The sequence below is a fragment of the Microvirga sp. GN3 genome, assembly GCF_055792825.1.
In genome coordinates, this window is the sequence record NZ_JBVVAK010000062.1 from 1 (window position 1) to 20,827 (window position 20,827).

Genomic DNA, 20,827 nt, shown 5'->3' on the forward strand with positions numbered 1-20,827 from the left:
AAGCATCGAAGTCAGAGCGGAGTGGGATCGGCATGGCAACCCTCCTTGGCTCACCAAGTTGAATCACACCCACCGCAATCCTGGAAATCACGAACGAGTCAGACCTTCAGGGACCTGGTATAAGATCTGGCAATGCGGTGAGCGGCACCGAGGATGTCGAACACGTCCATGAGGCGGGCGACATAGGGATCGTGCGCCTTGAACTCAGCGTCCTCGTACTCCCGGTTCCACTGCTTCTCCAGGGCGTCGATCAGTCGGTTGAGACGTCGGTGATGAAGGCCGAGACCCTTCTGGACAGGGTCGGTGATGATCCCGGCGAAGGCGGCCGCGACGGATGTGATCGCCAGAAGTCCCCCGGTCACTCCCCCGACCAGGACCGGGGATACCGCCGCCGGAAAGAGACCGTACCATAGGCCTCCGGCACTAGCCCCCAGCGGAAAGGAGGCAACGGCTGCATTCTGTGCCAGGGCGGCTGCCAAGGCTGATCCCAGAGACATGACCCCGGGCGTCACCTTCTGCAAGGCGACCGCTCCGGCACCTACGGTCATCAGTGAGATCGCGATCTCGGCGGCGGCCGCCCGCGTCCCCGCATAGGTCTCCAGGGACACCTCAAGGCGCTCCCTGAAATCGGCATCGTCTCCCTTTCGCCCGATCACTTCGAGTGACTGCTGAAGCCGCTCCCGGAGTTCCGGCGCTGCCAGGATGGTCTCCGCGAGGGCATCCCGGTGGGACACGCGCTCCCCCTGCTGGAAGGGCAGCTCGAGGAGCTCGGTGATAATCAGCCACTCGATCTCCTGCCCGAGATCGGTGTCGAACATCAGGTTCTTCGATCCGAGGTACTCCGAGGCCTTGTCCGCACCGACGGCCTTGGCCCCGGCGGCCGCCAGTTTCGTTGCGAGTTGGGGAACGGCAAGGGCAATGTTGACCGGGCCTTGAGCATGTCCCATCCAACTGCCTTGCAATGCATGGAAAGCGATCCTGAGAAGGAGAAGTGCCGTTCCACGAACTCGCCCACCTTGGCCCGACGGCTCTCGAAGTAGCGGCGGGCACCCTCGGCGACGATGCGCTCGGCCTCCTCGCGTGTCAGCACGTCAATGGCAGGAAGACTGTTGTCGTGTTGCAGGGCGGATCTCCGAAGCTCTCACTCATGAATGAGGTTTTCCTCAATGCGTTGCAATGAGAGCAAGAACTTAAGAGCAAGAACTTTGCCAAGGCGCTCGGAGGCAACGAGCTTCAGTTCGACGTTGCGGACGACACCCTGGAGGAGCCACCGCAAGCCTCAGCCTGATGGATTCTGACGCTCTGAGATCTCATCGCGATCATTTCCGACCAGATGCGCTCAACAGGTCTGAATATCCATGGCCAGTTGTCGAGTTTCCAGGACGGGCTCACACTCCCGCACCCTGCGTCGTCCTTTTCACGAACCCATCGAACAGCGGTACCGTGAACGCCGTGTCGCCGTGAGAGGGACTGTAGATCATACCCTTCGAGATGAGCGAGTTGCGGATGGGGGCGACGGAGGTGACCTTCATGCCGAGTTTGTCGGCGATGTCACCGGACCGATGCGGTCCCTCGCCGAGTTCCGCCATGGCCCGCAGATAGCGCTTCTCGGATGGGGTCAGCCTATCGAACCGGACGCGGAAAAAGCTCGCGTCGAGTTCAGCCAAAGCCGAGACGGTCGCTCGGGTGGCGTCATCCACATCAATGGGAGACGCCTCGGCGAGATCCCAACTGTGCTTGCCCCATTCCTGGAGGAAGTAGGGATACCCTTGCGTCTGTTCGGTGATCTCGGCAATGGCCCCATCGGCGAAAGTCACGCCTTCCTTCTCCGCGGGCACGCAAAGGGCCTTGCGGGCCGCATCGGGGTCCAGCTTGTCGATCGGGATGTACTCGAAAAGCCGCTCTGCGTAGGACTTGGCGCGCCCCATCTGCCCGAGGAGTTGCGGCAGCCCCGCGGCCACCATGGTGACCGGAAGCTGCCTCTGCGATGCACGATGCAGCGCCGTGATGAGGGCGGCCAGCTGGGCCTCGGGCACGTACTGGAGTTCGTCGATGTAGATCACGACGATGGTGTCGCGCTCGGCTGCCGCCTCACCAATCACGCCCAGGAGGTCGGACAGGTCGTTCTCGAGATCACCGCTGTCAGCGACGCCGGGCTCGGGGTCGAGATCGACCCCCACCTCAATGTCCGAGTACGTCACCTTCAGGGCCTTGGCGAAGCCCGCAAGGGCCCTCATCGCTCTCCTGGCGCTATCCCTCAGTGCCTCACCGCGGCTCAGCTTAAGCAACGTCGCCCTCAGGGCCGGGGCCAGGAGGGCAGGCAGCGACCGCTCCTCGGGCGCTTCGATCCACACGCTCACATACTGCTTGGCTTCGGCGTCGAGGCGGATGCGATTGAGCAGGACGGTCTTACCGACCCCACGGAGGCCATAGAGGATGAAGCTGCGGCTGGCACGTCCCGCCTTAATGCGGTCAAGCGCGATCTGGGCACGTTCGAGAATGCTGTCGCGGCCAGCAAGCTCGGGCGGCGGATTGCCGGCTCCCGGCGCATAGGGGTTCAGTCTCGGGTCCATTTATAGCAAGTTTAACCCAGTTTATGAAATTTCAATAAACTTAGATAAGATCCCAATAAATGCAAGATCCCAATAAATGCAAGGCAGCGCCCACCCTGTTGCACGGATAGGCGCTTTGGCTGCCGAGACCGGATCGCATAGCCGGATCATTCCACCCTGAGCCATCGGGCCGAGACCCTCGAGGTGCCAAGACCAACAGACGCACCGGCTCGGTGCGTCTGTTGGTCGACAGCACGGGCCTGCGGCTATGCGGACCCGGGGAATGGCTGGTCGAGAAGCATGGCACCCGAAGGCGGCGCGCCTGGCGAAAGCTGCACATCGGCGTCGATGCTGAGACCGGACAGATCCTCGCCTCAGAGCTGACGACCAGCGATGTCGATGATGGCTCCCAGGTCGAGCCATTGCTCGACCAGATCACAGGCCCACTTGCCTCCTTCACCGGTAATGGAGCCTACGATCAAGCGGGTGTCTACGGCACCGTCGGCAAGCACCATCCTGATGCTGAAGTCATCGTTCCACTCCGATCAACGGCAGTGCTGAGCGAGGATGGGGAGACCGCTCCAACCCAGCGCGACCGGCATCTCCAAAGCATCGCCGAGCATTGACGCATGGGTTGGCAGAAGGCATCCGGGTACACTCGTCGTGCCCTCGTGGAGTCAGCTATCGGCCGGCTTAAACGTGTGATCGGAGATGCATTGCGCTCGCGGACGGACCGGCGTCGCACGACGGAGGTCGCCATCGCCGTTCATGCCCTGAACCGCATGCTTGAACTTGGGCACCCGAAGTCCGTCCGCATCGCCTGAAATCGGTTTAGCGGTGCATTCGATGCAGGCACAATCCGATCAGTGCAACAAGGCCTAACGAAGCCCCTCTTTGAGAGGGCTTTTCACGGGGGCTCAGTGGAGGATCTGCGACAGGAAGAGCCTGGTGCGCTCGTGCTGTGGGTTCTTGAAGAACTCGTCGGGCGTGTTCATTTCCACGATCTGCCCGTAATCCATGAAGATCACCCGGTCGGCGACCTGACGGGCAAAACCCATTTCGTGGGTGACGCAGAGCATGGTCATGCCCTCGTCGGCGAGGCCGACCATGGTGTCGAGCACTTCCTTCACCATCTCAGGGTCCAGAGCCGAGGTCGGCTCGTCAAACAGCATGATCTTCGGGCTCATGCAGAGCGAGCGGGCGATCGCCACGCGCTGCTGCTGGCCGCCGGAGAGCCGGCCCCACATTCCAGCCGCTCAACGAACGTCGGCTCTTGAGCGCCAAAACGGGCAAGCGCTGATGTCTCAGGAGTGCCAGGAACGGATATTCGCGCCAGCACCGCAAGCAGCAAGTGGCCTTAATCAGCTCACGAGACGGGCTCAGCCATATCCGGCACAAGGTCGCGGAATGCTGGCCGAGTTGTTGTGATGATGTCGGTTAGGATTATCCGGGGCGCCGTACGCCTGAGCTGTCGGTGATCTGCTGCAAGAAGTCGCCGATGCGATCCACCTCGGGCCTGACGGCATCGATCCATCCCATCAGGTTCAGGCACGCGTGGGTCATGCGGGGCCAAAGGCGGAACTCGACCGGCGCCCCGAGCGCCGTCAACCTGGCGACAAGTTCCTCCGAGTCGCTGCGCAAGGGATCGTATTCCGCCGCGGCGACATAGAGCGGCGGCAAACCTGTGAGATCAGCCCGGATCGGAGCGGCCAACGGATCCTGCCTCGCAGTCGGCTCCGGGGCATAGTAGTTCCAGTACCACTTCATCTCCGCTGTGGAGAGCAGATACGAGCCATCCCCATTCGCCTGCTGCGAAGGGGTCGCGAAATCGTCCGAGAAAACGCCGTAAATCAATCCCGCGCCGCGCAACAGGGGCTCCCCAACGTCACGCAGCACCAAGCAGGTTGCCAAGGCGAGATTGGCTCCCGCCGAATCTCCAAGAAGTGTCAGGCGGTCCGGATCGATACCGAAGCCCTTTCCTTCAGTCGCAGCCCAGCGAACGGCGGCAACACAATCATGGACCGGGACCGGAAAGGGGTGTTCAGGGGCGAGGCCATAGTCCACGCTCAGGCACCGGGCGCCGGCGCGGGTTGCGATCTGACGGGCCACACCGTCGTACAGATCGATGTCACACAGCACCCAGCCGCCGCCATGCAGGAAGATGACCGTTGGGGCAGGTGCTAGGACACCGGGATCGTAGAGCCGCAGCCGGATCGGGCCACTGGCGCCGGCGATTGTCTTCTCCTCGATATGCGGGATTGCCGGGGCTCCAGCGCTCCAGAAGATCTGGAGCGTCGCGACCGCCTTTCGGGCCTCGCCTGGGGTGAGCTCAAAGACCGGAGGCTTATCGCCCCACTGGGTAAAGATCGCCCGGATCACGGCGGCGAGTTGCGGGTCAAGGCGGCTCCAGGCCGGTGCGAAACGCTCCATTGCCTCTGTCATGTGACGCTCCTGAGCTTTGCTCTTGGTAGTGCCGCTTCAGGACATTTGGCACTGTCCGCCGTCGTCCTGTGTCCTGTCCAATGCTCACCGTCGCTCCAATCCGCACGCTCAAAGCGGTCCAAGAGGTCCATTATTTGCGGACTGTCATGCTGTTGTCCCAAGACACCATGAACGATCCTCATCCCGCCCTATTACGCCTTCGGCCGCGGGACCCGCACCAGCCAAGTAATCGACACGAAGGCACCGATCCAGGACCCAAGGGCAGCAAAGGCCACATAAATGGCGTGTTCTGTGTAGCTGATCACTGCGAAGGCCGAGAGCAGGTACCAGATGGCGCTCCAGTTCGCCGCCCGGATCCGGTGCCGGGCGACCACGGCCGCATTGAAGAACACATAGGCCGCATCGGTCATGGCGGTGGCCAGCACGACACCGAGGGCGATCAGCGGATCAATCTGGAAGCTCATTGATCTCCTCCCGTCACTCTGAAATCTCGGCTCTGGTCCCTGAGGGCATGGGCCAAGGATTGCCTTGGGCACCCTTTGGACCGTTGCCAACGCACGCACCGTGTTTCTGCATGGGCCTCGACCCGCCAGCGCGAAGGAGACCGTCATGTCGACCTTCTCAGCCCGCATTGATGTCCATCACCACCTGATTCCGCCAGCCTTTGTCGCGGCGATGGCCGCACGCGGGCTGACCGAGGTCGCCGGCGCTCCCCTGCCCGCCTCCTGGACGCCGGAGGCTTCCATCAAGACCATGGACGCGAACGGTATCGCGACAGCCATCGTCTCGGTCCCTGCCCCGGTCTATTTCGGCGACCGCAGCGAAGCTCGCGATCTCGCCCGAGCCTGCAATGAGTTTGCCGCGGAGATGGTCGTCCGCCACCCGGGTCGGTTCGGCTGGCTCGCCGTGCTGCCGATGCCCTTCACGGAGGATGCCTGTCGGGAGGCCGTTCATGCGCTCGATGTCCTGCACGCCGATGGCGTCATCCTGCTCGGCAGCAGCGAGGGCAAGTTCCTGGGTGACCCGCTCTTTGACGAGCTGATGGCCGAGTTGGACCGGCGGGCGACCGTCGTCTTCGTGCATCCCAATCTGCACAAGACCAGCACCGAACTGGGCCTTGCGGTCCCGGGTGCTCTCATCGAGTTCCTGTGCGACACAACGCGTGCCGCCACAAACCTGATTCTGTCCGGCACCATGGAGCGGTATGCCCGCATCCGCTGGATCCTGGCGCATGCGGGCGGCTTCTTGCCCTACGTGGCCTGGGTTTGTCGCTTGCCGATGTGTTGCCGGAGTACGGGCTCGGACTGCCGCAGGATGTGCTGACCTACGTCCGCCGCTTCTACTACGAGACCGCGCTCTCGCCCTATGCCATGGCGGCCCTGCGTGAACTCGTCGATCCCGGTCAGATCGTCTTTGGCAGTGACTACCCCTTTGCGCCGCCATCCCTCGTCTCGCTGGAAATCACCACCTTCGAGGGCCTGAGCGTGTTCAGAGAGGCCACCAAAAGGAGCGTCGACCGAGCCCATGCGCTCAGCCTGTTTCCGAAATTCGCGTCTGCTGATTACAGCGATGACAGGGTGCAGCCTGCGGTAGACGTGAGCCAGCCCGTGGAGTGATCAGTCCTCTATTGCCTGTCACCTGTAACTGCCCGAAAACAGCCCTATGGCGGCCCGATGGAACCCTCGGGCCGTTTTCATGCGTTTCTGGGCAACACCGAGGTGCGGTTCTCTCATTGCCAGAATGGCATCCTGATTTTCCGGTCATTGGGGAACTTCGCGTTCATCAGCGGCTCCGCATAGGTAAACAGCAGCCGTCTCCGAAAAGCAGGGGGCGTCTCGACGATCTGAATGTCGCGCGCCAGCGTCTCATCTGGCCAGAAGTACGGCCTCTGCCCGCCCATGAAAGCAGCCTCTTGGGTCCACGGCGGTATCTCGAGTCCCCAGCGCTGGGCCAAGTGCTCGCCGATCGCCCCGAGCCACGCATCGTCCCTCGGATCTCCGGTCGGGATGGGCACCGGATCGACCATGGCCTGTTGAACTGCCTTGTCCTCCTCCAGGTAGAAGGTCTCCTCGAACTCAGCAGAGGCAGGCCCGAAGAAGTCGCGATCGTCCCTGGCCATCGCAGCGACGTCGGCCAGGGACTTCGGCGTCGAGTTCAACACCAACCCGCAGCCGAAGCGATCAAGCGCATGCTCAAACTGGGAAAGCCTCTTCTCAATGGTGCGAGCCAGGTCGCCCTCGTCCTTGGCTTTCCTCTCGAGGTAAGGAGCGACGAGGCGCTTCAGGCGCCTGGCACTCTTTATGCCGGCCTGAGCCGCGATCCGGATAGCAGGTTCGAGGTCGTCGTAGCCGATGTCGTCTCTCAGGCGGAGCGAGGCGAGGAACGTCATCGGGACCAGCAGGCTGGCCGGCGCGGAGAGAACACGAAGTCCCGGGCGCTCCCAGGACGGGTACATTCCCGTCGGAAACCCGGCCGACGCGGATGGACCGTGACCGAACGCGGCCGGCAGGACATCCTCGACCCAATCGTTGGGGAGCCCGACGCTTCGTCCCGCTCCCACGACCGCTTGCCGGACGATTCCGTGCCTGCCCTCGAGGGCGATGTCAGCCTTGATGCGGGTGCCATCGTCGGACCAGCTGTAGCGGACCAGGATTGCGCTTCGCCCATGGATCATGATCTCGCCAATCACCCGGTAACCTCGAAGCTCCTCCCCAGCGAGGTCCAGCGCCTTGCGTACCAGGGTCAGGTAAGTGTGAGCGGAAGCCGTCATCGCCGAGTTCCCCTGTGGTGACTTGCCCGTGAGGAAGGTAGGGCGCGGCCACCCGCAGCCCATTTCACAAAACGCCGATGCTTTCGGCGGCTCGCACATCAATCTGGCTTCGCGAAAGGAGCGCCTACTTATCGAACCCGCACGACGTCCGGTTTGGGTCTTGGCTGTGTAAGAACTCTTACGTGTCGCCCGCTGGAGAATTTCTATGACTTGCGAGGCCAATTCGACCGGGGATTCCACGGCATATGGGGTTGCTGTTGTACAAATAATTCGTCGAGATCGGACCCGTTCGCGTTTTGACACAGGCTGGGTCAACCGAGGAAATTGCCAACGCCTCAGGAATGTCTGCTGTCCCCTTCGTCGGCAGACATTTGGTCTACTTCGCAAATGTGCCAGGAGCCGACCTTTTATTATGAGAAAACGGCCGAGACCAACCGACCCGTGGCCTGACGGCCGTGGATCATGTGTCGGCCCGAACCGACGCAAGCATGACCAACCGCCCCCTCGAACCCAGTTCGGCCTCTGCGAGTTAACTTGTATAAATATGGAAAGGAGGGCTCAATGAGCAAACGCATCGTTCTCGCAGCCGCCGTCCTGATCATCTCCGCCTTACCTCTATCTGCTTATGCCCAAGGTAGTGGCGCGGTGCCTGGTGCCGTTGGGGGTGCGGCTGCCGGTGCTGCCGTGGGCGGTCCCGCGGGAGCCGCCGTCGGTGGCGTGACGGGAGCCATTGTCGGAGGTGCCCTCTCGGCGGACGAATCGACCAAGGTGAAGCAGTACGTGGTGCGGGAGAAGCGGCCCTCAGTCCGGGTATCCGAGACGGTCGCGGTTGGCGAGGAGCTGCCCTCGAGCGTCGAGATGTACTCTGTTCCCGCCGATGCCGGCGTGCGCACCGAATACCGCTACACAGTGGTGAACGACCAGACCGTGCTGGTTGATCCCAAGACTCGCAGGATTGTCCAAGTGATCGAGTGACCATGGCACTCGGATGAGCGTCAGGGCATCCCGGCCTTGCCGCTCATCCCCAACATCCGGTTCCGGGATGCTGATGCAGGCCGCACCGAGGCTGCCAAGAAACGAAATGGATCAGGTGCATGAGTCTGAACCTCCCGATCACCGCCACGGCCTGATCCCATAGAGGACATGACCATGGCCCACAATCCTCTCATCCCCTTTCGCTCCGGCTCCGGTCTCATAGGCGTGAGCGATCCCTTCCTGTCGCTCCATCGCGAGATGAACCGCTTGTTCGATGACGTTCTGCGTGGCGCCGGCCTGCCCGCCATGGCAGGCCGCCAAGGCCAGGGTGAAGGCGGCAGCGTCGTCAACGCTCAGATGAACGTATCGGAGACCGCGAAGGAGATCCGCATCACAGCGGAACTCCCCGGCGTGACCGAGCAGGACATCGACGTCAGCCTCGATGACGACGTGCTCACCATTCGGGGCGAGAAGAGGTTCGAGCGTACGGACGAGAAGGAAACCTACTACTTTATCGAGCGCTCCTACGGTACCTTCCAGCGCTCGCTGCACCTGCCCTTCTCCGTTAATCCGGAATAGGTACAGGCGAATTTCGAGAATGGCGTGCTCACTGTGACGCTGCCGAAGATGGGGCGGCCGGAGCGCTCGCGCCGCATCCAAGTGCAGGGCCACGGTGCAAGCGGTCAGAGTACCCAAAGCGATCAGGGCGGCGCGGGCAGCACCGGAGGCAAAGGTGGACAGGGCGGCACGGAGGGCAACACCACTCGGGGCGAAAGGCGCAAGCGGTCCGCATGATCGGACGGTGACTGCTTATGCCCTTGCCTAAGGCCGTTTGCCACGTCGGTGGTGTTGGACGCCAGAGAGCCGAGGATCCCCGGCGGCCCAGCGTGACCTTGCATGCCGTCACTGAAGTAAGGAGGGGCTTGAGCCAAGCAGGACGGGAATGGACGGGCGGAGTGAAACCCGCAATGTCGCTCCCCGTTGAACCCGGAGGCATGCAAACGCAGAGTGAGCCGTCCCATGACAAGGACTGGTACAGACATGGGTCGTACCAATGGCCGGCGTCCGAGGCCCATGGCTGCCGCCAGTGCCGCTGATCGGGTCCATGCCAAAGCGGACAATGGTTCGAGCCATCAAGCCCCGGACCGCTCGCAACTGGAGCAGATCATTGCCGGCCTGGGTCAAGAGTAACGAACAGCAAATGAAATGATGGTCCGCTTACCGCCTCATGAGCCGACCAAAGCGCTTCTTCCGAGATGTGCCATTAGAAGACCTTCCAGGCTCACACTTTCCTCAGGCTGAGCTCCAGTTTTCTCATGGGAGATTTCGCGGAAGACCGTTTCTGGAACTCATACCTTTTCAGGTATCCTGCGATGCTGGCCCGGAGGGATATATGACTGGCACGCTCCCCGCATCTCATGCCGCCTTCCTCGACAAGGCCCGCAGCATCCTCTCGACCAACCCTCGCATCCACACTTTGCTTGCCGGCGGCTCCCTGATCCACGGTGGCACGGATGAGTTCTCCGATCTCGACTTCGTTGTCGTCGTCGAGGAGGACGCCTACCCTGAGGTGCTAGCGTCCAGAATGGGTATTGCTCGCCGCCTCGGGCCATTGCTGAGTGCCTTCACGGGCGAGCATGTGGGGGAGCCCCGTCTTCTGATCTGCCTCTATGGGCCCGAGCTTCTTCATATCGACTTGAAGTTCGTCACGATGGCGGACCTGGATCGGCTCATCGAGCGTCCGGTCGTTCTCTGGTCAAGGGACACGGTGGCCGTCGAGGACAGATTGGACCGGGCGGGCATATCTTGGCCAAACCTGGATCCGGATTGGTTTGAGGCCCGGGCCTGGATCTGGCTCCACTACGGAGCAGCCAGAGCGCTGCGAGGCGAGCTCTTCGAGGCCATCAGCATGCTCGCTTTCTTCCGTGATCAGGTTCTCGGCCCCATGCTCCACCGCCGTGCGGGGCGCCCACAACGTGGTGTGCGACGCATCGAGGCGTATGGGCTTGATGACACGAGGCAACTGGCCGCGACCGTCGCACGCCATGATTTCGGATCAGTGAAGGCGAGTCTGGTTGCTGCCATCGACCTTTACCTTACGCTCCGTGCAGACGAGCCACCACGTTCAGAGGTAGAAGGCATGCCCCAAGCCCTGTTCAATTTCTTGGGGCACGAGGCTGAAAATGCAGCGCGGTTGTAGGCTTCAGAACGTCCCGTGTTCCTGTCGTTAGTCGACATTCGCCCAACTTCCGTGAAGTGCCAGAGCGACAATCCTAATCTTACGTAGAGCGGAACCATCCAGATCAGTTGAAGGCTGAATAAGCAGGCCACCATTGCTCATCTTCTCTCCCCCACGGTACACTGGCGGCCATGTCAACCGATCTGCGGTTCGCGAAATATCACCTGCCGTCTGGCCTTGGCCTGCATGTGGCCGAGCAGGGGCCGGAGGACGGCCGGGCCGTGCTGATGCTGCACGGCTATTCCGACTCCTGGGTATCCTTCAGCCGCATTCTCCCGCTCCTCCCGGCGGACTGGCATATGATCGTCCCGGACCAGCGCGGGCATGGAGAATCCGACCGGCCCGTGGATGGCTATGCGCCCGCCGATCTCGCCGGGGACGCCATCCAGCTCATGGATCGGCTTGGTATCGCAGAGGCCGCCCTCGTCGGCCATTCGATGGGGAGCTTCATCGCCCGCGTGGTCGCGGCTCAAGCTCCCCAGCGCGTTGAACGCTTGGTCCTCGTTGGCTCGGCCGCGACAGCGTGCAACCCGATCACTCAGGACCTGCTGCGGGAGGTCGAGGCGCTCGACGATCCTATCGGCGAGGACTTCGTCCGTGCCTTCCAGGCCAGCACCATCCACCGCCCGGTACCGGCGGCGTTCTTCGAGCGAATCGTGGCCGAGAGCCTGAAGCTCCCGGCGCGGGTCTGGAAAGCGGCGCTGTCTGGCCTTATCGCGGCCGATCCCGAACCGGATCTCGCCCGGATCCGCTGCCCGGTTCTGATCCTGGGCGGCGACCGCGACGGCGTCTTCTCGCGGGACGAGCAGGAGCACCTCGCCACGCGCATCCCCGGTGCGATACTCAAGATCAGCGCCGAGATCGGCCATGATCCCCAATGGGAGGCGCCGGACGATGTCGCGCTCGATCTGCTCGCATTCCTCCAAAGCCCGAACACTCGGTAGGTGCGTGGAAGCTTTCGGGTGCGCATCAGCACTCAGGCCTAGCTGCTCTTCTGCTTTGAACACGCAAGGTCTGCATGGGGTCAAACTGAGCCGTTTGGCATGGCCTTATGAAGGTCAGCTTACCCTATGACTACGGAAGTTCGGCCTTCGTCAGCCTCGTGCCGATTTCGTTGAAAAAGTCGTCGTGATTGGCGGTGGATCATGATTCCCTGATGGTGCATTCTCAGCGGAGGATCCGGTCATGATGGGCGAGCGTCTCGTGATGCAGGAGAGCCTGTTCTACGCATTCCGGCTCGAGGACCATGTCCCGTCCGATCACCTGCTACGGCGCATTGATCGCTTCGTCGACTGCTCCGGGTTGCGCCAGCATCTGGCTGGCTTCTACAGCACCACAGGCCGACCCTCGGTTGATCCCGAGTTGATGATCCGCATGCTGCTGATCGGCTACTGCCTCGGCATCCGCTCCGAGCGGCGCCTGTGTGAGGAGGTGCACCTCAATCTCGCGTATCGCTGGTTTTGCCGCTTGGGCTTGGAGGCTAAGGTGCCGGATCACTCCACCTTCTCCAAGAACCGGCATGGGCGCTTCCGTGAGAGCGATCTGTTCCGTCACCTGTTCGAGGCGGTGGTGCAGCGCTGCCTCGGCGAGGGGCTGGTCGGTGGTGAGGGTTTTGGCGTGGTCGCCAGCCTGATCCAGGCCGATGCCAACAAGCAGCGCTCCCTGGCAGGCTCCGACTGGAGAGCCGTGGATCACACGCAGGAGGCTCCGCGGGCTGTGCGCGAGTATCTCGCCACCCTGGACGAAGCCGCCTGGGATGCGGCCACCGAGGTTGAGCCAAAGTTCGTCTCACCCTCCGATCCGGCAGCTCAGTGGACCGGAGCACTGCGTGGTCCAGCCTTCTTTGCTTATGCGGACAACGACCTCATCGACCTCAAGGCAGCCGTGATCGTCGACGTGGAAGCGTCCCGGGCGGTGCGCCAGGCCGAAGTGGGCGCCGCCCGCACCATACTCGAGCGCACGGCTGAGCGCTTTGACCTCAAGCCGGAGCGGCTGGCGGCTGACAGCGCCTACGGCTCGGCCGAGATGCTGCACTGGCTCGTCGAGGAGCAGAAGATCGAACCCCATGTTCCCGTGATCGACAAATCCGAGCGTCAGGACGGCACCTTCGCGCGATCAGACTTCGCGTATGATCGCGAGATGGACACCTACACCTGTCCCGAAGGCAAGTCCCTGACGACCAGCGGCCGGATCGTGAATGAAGGCACGAACAGGCTTTATCTGGGCAGCACCTTTGACTGTGGCCCGTGTCCGCTGAAGGAGCGCTGCTGCCCCAACACGCCAGCCCGCAGGACCCCGCGCAGCATCTATGAGCAGGCCCGCGAGGTCGCGCGCTCATTGAGGGGCACGGCGGCCTTCGAGCGGCCGCGGCAGGGGCGCAAGCGCATCGAGATGGTGTTTGCCCATCTCAAGCGGATCCTGAAGATGGGACGCCTGCGGCTGCGCGGTCCCTGTGGCGCTCAGGACGAGTTCCTGCTGGCCGCCACCGCCCAGAACCTGAGGAAGCTTGCCAAGCTGGTTCTGCCTACAGGGCCTCGGGTGACCCAAGAGGCCTAAAGGGGTTCAAGGAGCACACCTCACCGCAGACCCAACTTCAACAAGGCAGGCTGCATCGCTCTCCCAGCCCGTCTGGACGCCGACTTTTTCAACGAAATTGCCAGTAGCAGACCATTGGCGGCGATTTGCATTCGTCGTCGCTGTCGGTTCTTAAGCTTGGCTCTCGATGTAGCGGGCCAGGTCGGCCGGCAACGCGATCCTCATTTTACGGGCTGCAAACGCCATCGCCCTTTCGAAGCAGGTAGACCAACTGGCGGCGAACAGTTGCTCGGGATTGGTGCCGCTGCCTGGAGCGCTCGGAGCCGAAACCTTGATATCCAGGCGACTATCGGAGTTACGGGACGCGCCGTCCCAGTCACCCGTCGTGTGGGTTTTGGCTGCGCTGAGGGACGTGCGTAGCTCGTGTTGAGAGTGGAGTGACGCTTACCGCTCCCACCCCACATCAAATGGAAACCGCTTCGCCCAGAATTCCTCGAGACGCGGGTCGGCATCGACCCGGCGGACGATTTCGGCCATCTTCGGCGCGCTCTTGTAAAAGCGCGTGCGCCAGGGACCGAAGCGCGAAATCACCGTCACATAGAGATCCAGTACGGAGAGTTCGTCGCCGAGGATGTAACGGCCGGGCGCGATCTGCCCGTCCATTATGCGCCAGCAATCGGCGATCCGATCGTGGACGCGATCGATCACGCGCGGCGCATCTTCTTTGCCGGCAGCGATGCGCATGGCGTCGTCCTTGATCCAGGCAAACGCGTAGATAGCCGCCGAAACGTAGGCCATCCAGCGTAGATATTGTGCGCGCTTGGGGTCGTTGAGTCCTGGCGCCAGCCGTCCCTGTGGATAGAGATCGGCGAGATAGATCAGGATCGCAGCACTTTCGGTGATGACCTCCCCGGACGGCAGCGCCAGCGCCGGGACTTGGCGCAGCGGATTGACCGTCTCGACAAGCTTGCGCGCCGCTTCGTCCTCCCAAGTGACCGCCTCGATCACCTCGTGGGGAATTCCGAGCAGTGTCAGTGTGGCCTCGATCGGAACTGAGCCCGATCCGGCCGCGCCGAATATCTTGAGCATGAGCGCCTCCTGGCTAATTCTTCAGGATCGGATAACCCCGGAGGTGTGTGAGGTCATGGTGCGCACCGGCTCGTGGCATGCAAGGCAGTCCTAGTCGGTCGTGAGGTATCGCTCTTAAAGAACGCAGCACCGTGAAGTTTTATAACTACTCCAATCAGGAGTCTATCAGGCTCGATTTCCGGAACGGGTCGTGCAAGGAAATTGCTGACCTCTCATAAATGTCCGGTGTGCCCACATTATACGGACATTCGGTCGACTTCCGCCCCATGCCCATAAGCGCCATTCTAGGACCAGCCCCAGATGCCGCGCTGCCATCATCGCCCTCCCCTTTCATGAGTGATAGTTGTGGACGTGGGCTGTTCGGAAGCGCACATTTGGCTGCGCGATCCGGGGCAATCGTCTGCATCATTCAACAGGAGACGCCGAACGGAGGACAGAGCCATGCACGCCGTGATCAGAACCTATTCGGGTGAAGGGGCCAAGGAACTCTTCGATCTGCTGGAGACGCGTAAGTCCGATGTCGAGAGCCTGATACGGACGGTCAAGGGATTTGTCGGGTACTCACTGATCCGCACTGGCGAGGGCGGCGTCTCCGTCACGGTCTGTCAGGACAAGGCGGGCACGGATGAGAGTATGCAAAGAGCCAAGGAATGGATCGGCAAGAATGCGTCGGACATTGGCGTGAGTGCACCGAAAGTGTCGGAAGGTCCGGTCATTCTCCAACTGAAATAGTTGAAGCGGCTACGCGCTACGCGATGCCCACTCGTCGCGTCACCACATCCGGGGGCTGGACGTGGAGGTTGGCAAGTGGGTTTCCAATCGGCCGATGATTGCGGGCATTCGGAAACGCTGACGGGCTTGGCCATCGTCGCAACTGCCTTGGGCGGCGGCCAAGACGCCCGCTCACCGCGTCGGCATCCTTGAACGTTACTGGAGGGGCGGGACGGCGAGGATATCGATGTCGAGGGAGCGCAGGACCTCCTCGGCCACGCTCCCCAGGAGCGCCTTGGCGATGCCCGAGCGGCCGTGCGTCCCCATGATCAGGACATCGGGCTTCAATTGCGCCACGGCCGTGGCGATCACCGCGAACGGCGCCCCCTCCTCGATGCGCATCGACCGCCCGCGTGCATCGAGCCCGTTCGCGTCCAGGAACGCGATCAGCCCCTTGCTGGCCCGGTCACGCTCGTCGGCCACATACCCGTCAATGCTGTCCTGGCTGAGCCCGGCATAGACCAGCTTTCCTTTCGCCAGCGGCTCGAAGGCATGAACGAGCGCAAGCCGGGTCGCGCCGGGCAATCCCAGTGACATGCCAACCCTGATGGCATTCGCGGACGGGTCGGACATGTCGACCGCGGCCAGCGCCGTCCGGTAGGGCTGATCCACCTCCCGGTTCACCATCAGGACCGGGACCGGACCTGTGCGGATCACGCGTTCGATGGTCGTTCCGACAAAGATATCGCGCAGGAGCTGCTTGCGGTGGGTTCCCATGACGACGAGGTCCACCCGCGCCGATGCGGCGGCGCGCAGGATGCCATCGAACGGGTCACCCTCCACGACGAGGGCGCGCGACGGGAGTCCGCGCAGCTCAGCGATTGCACCGATCTGCTCGCCGAGAATCCGCTCGGCCTCGCGGCGTTCGAGCGCGACCAGATCCGGCGGCTGGTCATCGTCCACGACGTGCACGAGGGTGAGCTCGGCTCCGCTGTCCCGCGCCAGCAGGCCGGCGCGCCGCAAGGCCCGTTGCGATCGGGTCGAGAAGTCCGTTGCCGCAAGGATGTGCATGGGTTCATCTCCCGTGAGATAGCCATCACTGGTCACTCCACTTGGGACGGTGTCATCATATCACCGCCGGTTATGGGTGTGGCGCATCAATCTCGGGGCCTGAAGAACAATAGCTCAGTGCCACCTTCACGACGACCTTTTATCTGACTAGGGAGCGAATACAGGCACCATAATGTCAGCCAGGGGGCAAATTCTCACGTTCCGATCACCAACGGGCGTCAACTTCTAGGCGGCAAGAGCGTCCTGTGGGCGGGCATGTGCATCCACCGCGTGAGCAGCGACCAGAGGATCGGATTCGGTTATTCCTCGAAGCTCAATACCGAATGGGAGTTCCTCACCATGCTGCGGGACAAGGCACGCCAGGCCGCAAAGGATTTCCTGGCTACGGACGCACGGACCATCTGGACGCACTTCCCCCTCGCCATCGACTGGCTGCCCGGGAGCGTGTGACCCGTGGGCCTCCTCATCTGGCTCGCGTTCCGCGGCTGGAGCGTGCTGTTGCTCGCGCTGGCAGCGGCCCTGGTCGCGGCCGCGCTCGCCGGTGAGCCCTTGCTCGCAAGCTGGACGCAGATCTTCATGGGCAGCGCTGCGCGCTTCCTTCGGCAAGTTCATGAACGACAGCGGCTCGGTCACGGCGATTGCTGACGTCATGACGGCCCGGCTCGGCAGGGATCGGGCTATTCTCGCGGTCGTGCCGGCCGGTGCCCTAGTGACCTACGGCGGTGTCTCCCTGTTCGTCGCCTTCTTTATCCTCGTCCCGATGGCGCAGGCGCTGTTCCGGACCGCGGACATCCCGCGGACGTGTTGGGATCCAGGAACGGGTTCAGCGGTTCCATGCCTCAACTCCCTCTCGCAATCATGGGACGGTGTCGGCTGCGTCCGACGGCCTACCCACCGGCCTCTGCGGCGGACCCAATGGCCGGACACCCAGACCCAGCGGCCGCGGCGGGGGAGGCCCTCCCGGACGGGTGGGGCGGACGACGTTCGGGGCGGGGCTGGGCGTCCGCGTCGGTCGATACGACCGTGCAGAGCGGGATAGACACCGCAGCGCCGAGCAATCCGGTCAACCTGCCCAGACGGGATCCCACGTTGGCTTTGGCCTCATCCAGATGGCAGGCCTATGTGAGCAACCAGCGGCGTCTCCCGCGATCGCGCCCGCTCCGAAACAGCTATCTGTCGTGCCCTACAAGGGGCCACTCGTGAAAATGCCCTGACCTACAACAGACCTCCCGGTCCGGACATATTGCTCCGATCTTGCAATGCGATCCGATGAAGCCGCTAGCGACCGATAACGCGGTCGACCTTCTCGAGAGGATTGAGGAATCGTCATCCTGACTGTGCGCTGGATCAGCCTGATCTCCTCCTGCAAATCGATGAGGCGCTGAAGCAATTCGGCATCCGTCATTTGCCCGATTGAGCACTCGTCACATTGCCCTAGAGCCCGGATTTTTTTCAGGATGGCTGGGCCGATGGACGGCGTTGAGAGCCATTGAGCATCAGTGATCTTAGCCACCTCTTGCAGGTTGGGACAGCGCCCTTCGAACTCGTTGCGGATTGCACATTGCAGCCTTGGCGAAAACTGGCTCAGGGGAAAAGGTTCATCCAGCGACATGTGTTCTGTTCCCAGCTCAAGAGAGCCTGTATCGCAAGTTCCGATCGTGTCTCCCCGAAGGCAGAATAAAGGCCAAGCTTAGGCATTCTCGCCCAACTATACTTTTGGGTGCGGAGCCGTTCGATCGAGCTCAGCGTCGATGCAGGGTGGGCAGAGAAGCGGTCGCCACCCGCGGATCTGTGCGTCAGAGCAAAAGCGTGGCGGATCTCCGAAGAAGCGCCAATGGCCAACACCTGCCTTAAAGTTGGCGGTCCAAAACCCCACAGGCTCTGGGCGCTCGGGTGGTGTCTCGTCCTCGATCAACCAGAGGATGACGGGCGTATCGTCACGCGGCGCAGCGCTCATCAGGGACCAGCCCTCTCCAGGTTCGTTCTCACCATGGCGCGCCGGATCTTACGGACTACTGCGGCGTTTGTATCACCTATGGATTTCACGCGTTGGCGACCAGAAAGCGCTCCTGCCCGGGACGTCGTGCCCGGATCGATGACAGCAACGCTGAGATCGACCGCTTCGAGAATCACGCTGCCGCTATCCTGGTCCTCGCGCTCACGCTGTCCGGCGTGAGCTATGCGATATGCAGGTCCTGTGCTGAGACCCTCCAGCTCACTCTTACCGCTCAAACGGGCTTCCAGGGCCGCGGATCCGACCGTCTTGCCTGCCTCTTGCGATTATGGACTACGGCGGCCGATCCGAGCACCAGTGCACCACCCACACAACCTGCGATCAATTGCGGGATGAAGTGCGCGAGCAAGTCTCGGGAGGGAAGCCCCGTGTGATCATGCAGAAGATGGTACGCCGTGGCCATCATCATGCCCAGCACGCCTCCGAGAACGGCCACTATGGCAGTACTCCACCGATCCACTGACGCGGGTCTCATCTTGGTTCTTCCTCATCAACGCGCGACTGATCCCCTTGCACAACGTTGATTGATAAACCGGAAGAAGCCGTCGGCGAACTGCGAAGGTTGGTTAGTACCGATAGCTCGCACGGCGACCGCAGGAGCGCCACCGCTCTTCCTTATGCGCGCCGCTTGCTCCTATTTTGCGCGACTATGCAGCGGTCGCTATGCCCCCAATAGAGGCCGACGGCCTCTAAACCTAATCCGTGATGACCTGGATAATCTTGCGGTTATCGGGATCGACGACCGCGATCGTATTGCCTGCCCGAAAGAACTTGTACCGCGTCACGCTCGGCACTTCCGTCACCGTGTCCTGGGGCAAGCTCCACAATTCCACTTCGTCCGGAACGACGGATCCGACCGCGATGGGCGCGCCGATCTGTGCCTCCGGCATCTTCTCCCGCTGCAAGTGCTGCCTGATAGTCGCCTGCTTGTCCGGCGGCAGCAGCACTGGTGCGGTTTCAACGGGCGTGCCGCCTGTCTGCGCCAGTGCCACCTGCGCCATGAGCATGGCGGCGACAAGGATCACGCCGGAACGCGCGATCACGGCCCGCGCCTGTCCTCGTCACGCAGGCTGTCCTTCAGCCCGCCGACCGCATTCTGGATTCGGCCCTCGGCCTGATCCATCTTGCCCTCGGCGCGCAGCTTGCTGTCGCCAAACATCCGTCCGAAGAACTCCTTCACACGTCCACCCAAGGTCTTGACGCTTCCTTCGATACGATCTTGGTCCATGATGTCTCTCCTGCAAAACTCGATCTGGAAACGTATGGCGGGCGGTGCCGTTCCGCCGTGCGGCGTCGTGTTCTTAACAGCTCCACACTCCTGCCGCATGGAGCCTCTAGGACCTCCGGCCCATCAGAAGAGCGCAAGGAGGTTGACCGATGCGCACCTACAACCTGTTCCGGCGCAAGGATGAAGCGGATCTGTACTGTGCTGTCCCCGAGAACGTCCCCGTCCCGGTCTTCGTGACGGAGGAGCTATGGGAATATGCCCGCTCGCTCGACATCGGCACCCTGTCCGGGTTCGACGCCGAGGCCGCCCATGTTTCTGCGGAAGCCAACGGCTTCTACCTGTTTCATTCGGCATCCTAGACAGGATTTCCATGACCGGCCCCTGTCCTGCCTGCGGCGGGCATAAAAACGGGCGACAGATTTCGTCCGGCAAGCCGACGAGACATCTTGAACAGACGTGGCGGAGGGAGATCGCCTCCCTTCGCCGTTCGTTGCTTGTTCGATGACTTCAATCACACGGCGGGTTTCAGGTTCAACCAGCACAACTTCATCTCCGATCACCACATACCGATAACTGCGAAGCTCCGGCACCTCTGTGATGATGGTCTGCGGAACGTCCATGATCTCGACGTCCTCTGGCGGCGTCACACCTTCGCGGATCTCGATCTTGGTGGATGAGGCGTGGCGCTTAGATCCAGTGGTCTCCATCGAGGTCTTGAACCTCTCGCGCTGCTCGCTGCTTAGGCTGATCGATGCCGACTTGCGCGATTCACCCGACTTGTGGATCACCTCTACGATCTTCTTCATCCTCGGCTCGACGATCACGATCTCATCGCGCACCATTACATACTGGCAGTTCCGGTACTGCGGCATGATGCGGAAGACTTCCGCGGACAGTGGCGCAGGGCGAGTCTCGTCCGTAGATCCTTATGTGCCCCCGAGGGGAAGCGGAAGTAAAACCACACGGCATGAGAGATCACTTCAGCCGGGAAGCGCTGGCGGGTATTGCGAGGGAGACGGGGCGACGTCACCCTCTACATTGCCCCTACCCGGCACCCTCCGATGAGCCTGATGGTACTCCCCCAGAACCGTTCACCTGCCGCACTCGAGACACGAACCTGTGATCCTCTCGTTTGTATCAGCCTGTGAGCAGCGTCGAGCCGCACCCCGATCAAGAACGGCGGCCTTGTGGCTGATGTCTC

Annotated in this window: 24 protein-coding genes and 4 pseudogenes; 15 read left to right on the top strand and 13 right to left on the bottom strand. The window is 62.2% G+C overall.

All coding sequences use genetic code 11. The features are described from left to right. Nucleotides 1-98: 98 nt before the first annotated feature. Complete coding sequence (locus ACS5Q1_RS25540; protein ID WP_473100812.1) at nt 99-947, bottom strand: DUF6635 family protein; 849 nt, start codon at nt 945-947, stop codon at nt 99-101. Between the two features lie 44 nt (nt 948-991). Between ACS5Q1_RS25540 and ACS5Q1_RS25545 the strand changes: the two genes are divergently transcribed. Next, on the top strand, nt 992-1,180 hold the full coding sequence (locus tag ACS5Q1_RS25545; protein WP_473100813.1) for a hypothetical protein: 189 nt from the start codon (nt 992-994) through the stop codon (nt 1,178-1,180). A gap of 208 nt (nt 1,181-1,388) precedes the next feature. Here ACS5Q1_RS25545 and ACS5Q1_RS25550 read toward each other — a convergent pair whose 3' ends face one another. Further along, on the bottom strand, nt 1,389-2,573 hold the full coding sequence (locus ACS5Q1_RS25550) for an AAA family ATPase (protein ID WP_473100814.1): 1,185 nt from the start codon (nt 2,571-2,573) through the stop codon (nt 1,389-1,391). Nucleotides 2,574-2,794: 221 nt separating this feature from the next. On the opposite strand from ACS5Q1_RS25550, the gene ACS5Q1_RS25555 reads away from it, so the two are divergent. Together ACS5Q1_RS25555 and ACS5Q1_RS25560 are read left to right on the top strand one after the other, a co-directional pair. Then, nucleotides 2,795-3,178 (top strand): transposase, encoded by a 384-nt coding sequence (locus tag ACS5Q1_RS25555; RefSeq protein WP_473100815.1) that lies wholly within the window; start codon nt 2,795-2,797, stop codon nt 3,176-3,178. A gap of 3 nt (nt 3,179-3,181) precedes the next feature. Beyond that, nucleotides 3,182-3,376 carry a hypothetical protein gene (locus ACS5Q1_RS25560; protein ID WP_473100816.1) on the top strand — a complete coding sequence of 65 codons (195 nt, stop codon included), beginning with the start codon at nt 3,182-3,184 and terminating at the stop codon, nt 3,374-3,376. A gap of 93 nt (nt 3,377-3,469) precedes the next feature. On the opposite strand, the pseudogene ACS5Q1_RS25565 reads toward ACS5Q1_RS25560, so the two are convergent. The 3 genes and pseudogenes from ACS5Q1_RS25565 to ACS5Q1_RS25575 all read right to left on the bottom strand — a co-directional run. Then, a pseudogene (locus tag ACS5Q1_RS25565) lies at nt 3,470-3,793 on the bottom strand (amino acid ABC transporter ATP-binding protein); the annotation flags it as partial. Nucleotides 3,794-3,995: 202 nt separating this feature from the next. Beyond that, complete coding sequence (locus tag ACS5Q1_RS25570; RefSeq protein ID WP_473100817.1) at nt 3,996-4,994, bottom strand: alpha/beta hydrolase; 999 nt, start codon at nt 4,992-4,994, stop codon at nt 3,996-3,998. A 191-nt stretch (nt 4,995-5,185) separates the two neighbouring features. Further along, complete coding sequence (locus tag ACS5Q1_RS25575) at nt 5,186-5,458, bottom strand: hypothetical protein (RefSeq protein ID WP_473100818.1); 273 nt, start codon at nt 5,456-5,458, stop codon at nt 5,186-5,188. Between the two features lie 145 nt (nt 5,459-5,603). Between ACS5Q1_RS25575 and ACS5Q1_RS25580 the strand changes: the two genes are divergently transcribed. Then, a complete protein-coding gene (locus tag ACS5Q1_RS25580) occupies nt 5,604-6,317 on the top strand; it encodes an amidohydrolase family protein (protein WP_473100819.1) in 714 nt (237 codons plus the stop codon). After that, a complete protein-coding gene (locus tag ACS5Q1_RS25585) occupies nt 6,311-6,610 on the top strand; it encodes a hypothetical protein (protein ID WP_473100820.1) in 300 nt (99 codons plus the stop codon). The genes ACS5Q1_RS25580 and ACS5Q1_RS25585 overlap by 7 nt, the downstream gene beginning before the upstream one ends. Nucleotides 6,611-6,723: 113 nt before the next feature. On the opposite strand, the gene ACS5Q1_RS25590 is transcribed toward ACS5Q1_RS25585, so the two are convergent. Next, entirely contained in the window at nt 6,724-7,764 is a 1,041-nt protein-coding gene (locus tag ACS5Q1_RS25590; protein ID WP_473100821.1) for a hypothetical protein, read from the bottom strand. A 561-nt stretch (nt 7,765-8,325) separates the two neighbouring features. Here ACS5Q1_RS25590 and ACS5Q1_RS25595 point away from each other — a divergent pair. The 6 genes from ACS5Q1_RS25595 to ACS5Q1_RS25620 all read left to right on the top strand — a co-directional run bounded on the left by ACS5Q1_RS25595 (nt 8,326) and on the right by ACS5Q1_RS25620 (nt 13,534). Continuing rightward, nucleotides 8,326-8,739, top strand: a complete 414-nt coding sequence (locus tag ACS5Q1_RS25595) for a DUF1236 domain-containing protein (protein ID WP_473100822.1) — start codon at nt 8,326-8,328, stop codon at nt 8,737-8,739. A gap of 174 nt (nt 8,740-8,913) precedes the next feature. Next, complete coding sequence (locus tag ACS5Q1_RS25600; protein ID WP_473100823.1) at nt 8,914-9,318, top strand: Hsp20/alpha crystallin family protein; 405 nt, start codon at nt 8,914-8,916, stop codon at nt 9,316-9,318. A gap of 24 nt (nt 9,319-9,342) precedes the next feature. After that, the gene (locus ACS5Q1_RS25605; RefSeq protein ID WP_473100824.1) at nt 9,343-9,534 is read left to right on the top strand and encodes a hypothetical protein; all 192 of its coding nucleotides are present in this window, start codon (nt 9,343-9,345) and stop codon (nt 9,532-9,534) included. A 598-nt stretch (nt 9,535-10,132) separates the two neighbouring features. Next, on the top strand, nt 10,133-10,939 hold the full coding sequence (locus tag ACS5Q1_RS25610) for a hypothetical protein (protein ID WP_473100825.1): 807 nt from the start codon (nt 10,133-10,135) through the stop codon (nt 10,937-10,939). 170 nt (nt 10,940-11,109) lie between these two features. Then, the gene (locus ACS5Q1_RS25615; RefSeq protein WP_473100826.1) at nt 11,110-11,922 is read left to right on the top strand and encodes an alpha/beta fold hydrolase; all 813 of its coding nucleotides are present in this window, start codon (nt 11,110-11,112) and stop codon (nt 11,920-11,922) included. 241 nt (nt 11,923-12,163) lie between these two features. Continuing rightward, nucleotides 12,164-13,534: a transposase gene (locus ACS5Q1_RS25620; protein ID WP_473100827.1), complete on the top strand. Its 1,371-nt coding sequence runs from the start codon at nt 12,164-12,166 to the stop codon at nt 13,532-13,534. A 423-nt stretch (nt 13,535-13,957) separates the two neighbouring features. On the opposite strand, the gene ACS5Q1_RS25625 is transcribed toward ACS5Q1_RS25620, so the two are convergent. Further along, the gene (locus ACS5Q1_RS25625) at nt 13,958-14,602 is read right to left on the bottom strand and encodes a glutathione S-transferase family protein (protein WP_473100828.1); all 645 of its coding nucleotides are present in this window, start codon (nt 14,600-14,602) and stop codon (nt 13,958-13,960) included. A 441-nt stretch (nt 14,603-15,043) separates the two neighbouring features. On the opposite strand from ACS5Q1_RS25625, the gene ACS5Q1_RS25630 reads away from it, so the two are divergent. Continuing rightward, the gene (locus ACS5Q1_RS25630) at nt 15,044-15,334 is read left to right on the top strand and encodes a hypothetical protein (RefSeq protein ID WP_203439718.1); all 291 of its coding nucleotides are present in this window, start codon (nt 15,044-15,046) and stop codon (nt 15,332-15,334) included. 195 nt (nt 15,335-15,529) lie between these two features. On the opposite strand, the gene ACS5Q1_RS25635 is transcribed toward ACS5Q1_RS25630, so the two are convergent. Beyond that, a complete protein-coding gene (locus ACS5Q1_RS25635) occupies nt 15,530-16,384 on the bottom strand; it encodes a universal stress protein (RefSeq protein ID WP_473100829.1) in 855 nt (284 codons plus the stop codon). Nucleotides 16,385-16,654: 270 nt separating this feature from the next. On the opposite strand from ACS5Q1_RS25635, the gene ACS5Q1_RS25640 reads away from it, so the two are divergent. Continuing rightward, the gene (locus ACS5Q1_RS25640) at nt 16,655-16,834 is read left to right on the top strand and encodes a hypothetical protein (protein WP_473100830.1); all 180 of its coding nucleotides are present in this window, start codon (nt 16,655-16,657) and stop codon (nt 16,832-16,834) included. Between the two features lie 3 nt (nt 16,835-16,837). Beyond that, nucleotides 16,838-17,183: pseudogene (locus ACS5Q1_RS25645) on the top strand (GntT/GntP/DsdX family permease); the annotation flags it as partial. Nucleotides 17,184-17,567: 384 nt separating this feature from the next. Here the strand turns inward: ACS5Q1_RS25645 and ACS5Q1_RS25650 are convergent. The 3 genes from ACS5Q1_RS25650 to ACS5Q1_RS25660 form a co-directional block, all read right to left on the bottom strand. Next, a complete protein-coding gene (locus tag ACS5Q1_RS25650; RefSeq protein WP_473100831.1) occupies nt 17,568-17,996 on the bottom strand; it encodes a hypothetical protein in 429 nt (142 codons plus the stop codon). Between the two features lie 1,097 nt (nt 17,997-19,093). Further along, nucleotides 19,094-19,441, bottom strand: a complete 348-nt coding sequence (locus ACS5Q1_RS25655; RefSeq protein ID WP_473100832.1) for a DUF1236 domain-containing protein — start codon at nt 19,439-19,441, stop codon at nt 19,094-19,096. After that, nucleotides 19,438-19,626: a CsbD family protein gene (locus ACS5Q1_RS25660; RefSeq protein ID WP_473100833.1), complete on the bottom strand. Its 189-nt coding sequence runs from the start codon at nt 19,624-19,626 to the stop codon at nt 19,438-19,440. Before ACS5Q1_RS25660 ends, ACS5Q1_RS25655 begins: the two co-directional genes overlap by 4 nt. A gap of 149 nt (nt 19,627-19,775) precedes the next feature. Here ACS5Q1_RS25660 and ACS5Q1_RS25665 point away from each other — a divergent pair, with 149 nt between their 5' ends. Then, nucleotides 19,776-19,985: a hypothetical protein gene (locus ACS5Q1_RS25665; RefSeq protein ID WP_203439724.1), complete on the top strand. Its 210-nt coding sequence runs from the start codon at nt 19,776-19,778 to the stop codon at nt 19,983-19,985. A gap of 150 nt (nt 19,986-20,135) precedes the next feature. Here ACS5Q1_RS25665 and ACS5Q1_RS25670 read toward each other — a convergent pair. Next, nucleotides 20,136-20,498 (bottom strand): annotated as a pseudogene (locus ACS5Q1_RS25670) (DUF1236 domain-containing protein); the annotation flags it as partial. Nucleotides 20,499-20,566: 68 nt separating this feature from the next. Next, nucleotides 20,567-20,656, bottom strand: a pseudogene (locus ACS5Q1_RS25675) (IS6 family transposase); the annotation flags it as partial. Nucleotides 20,657-20,827: the final 171 nt, after the last annotated feature.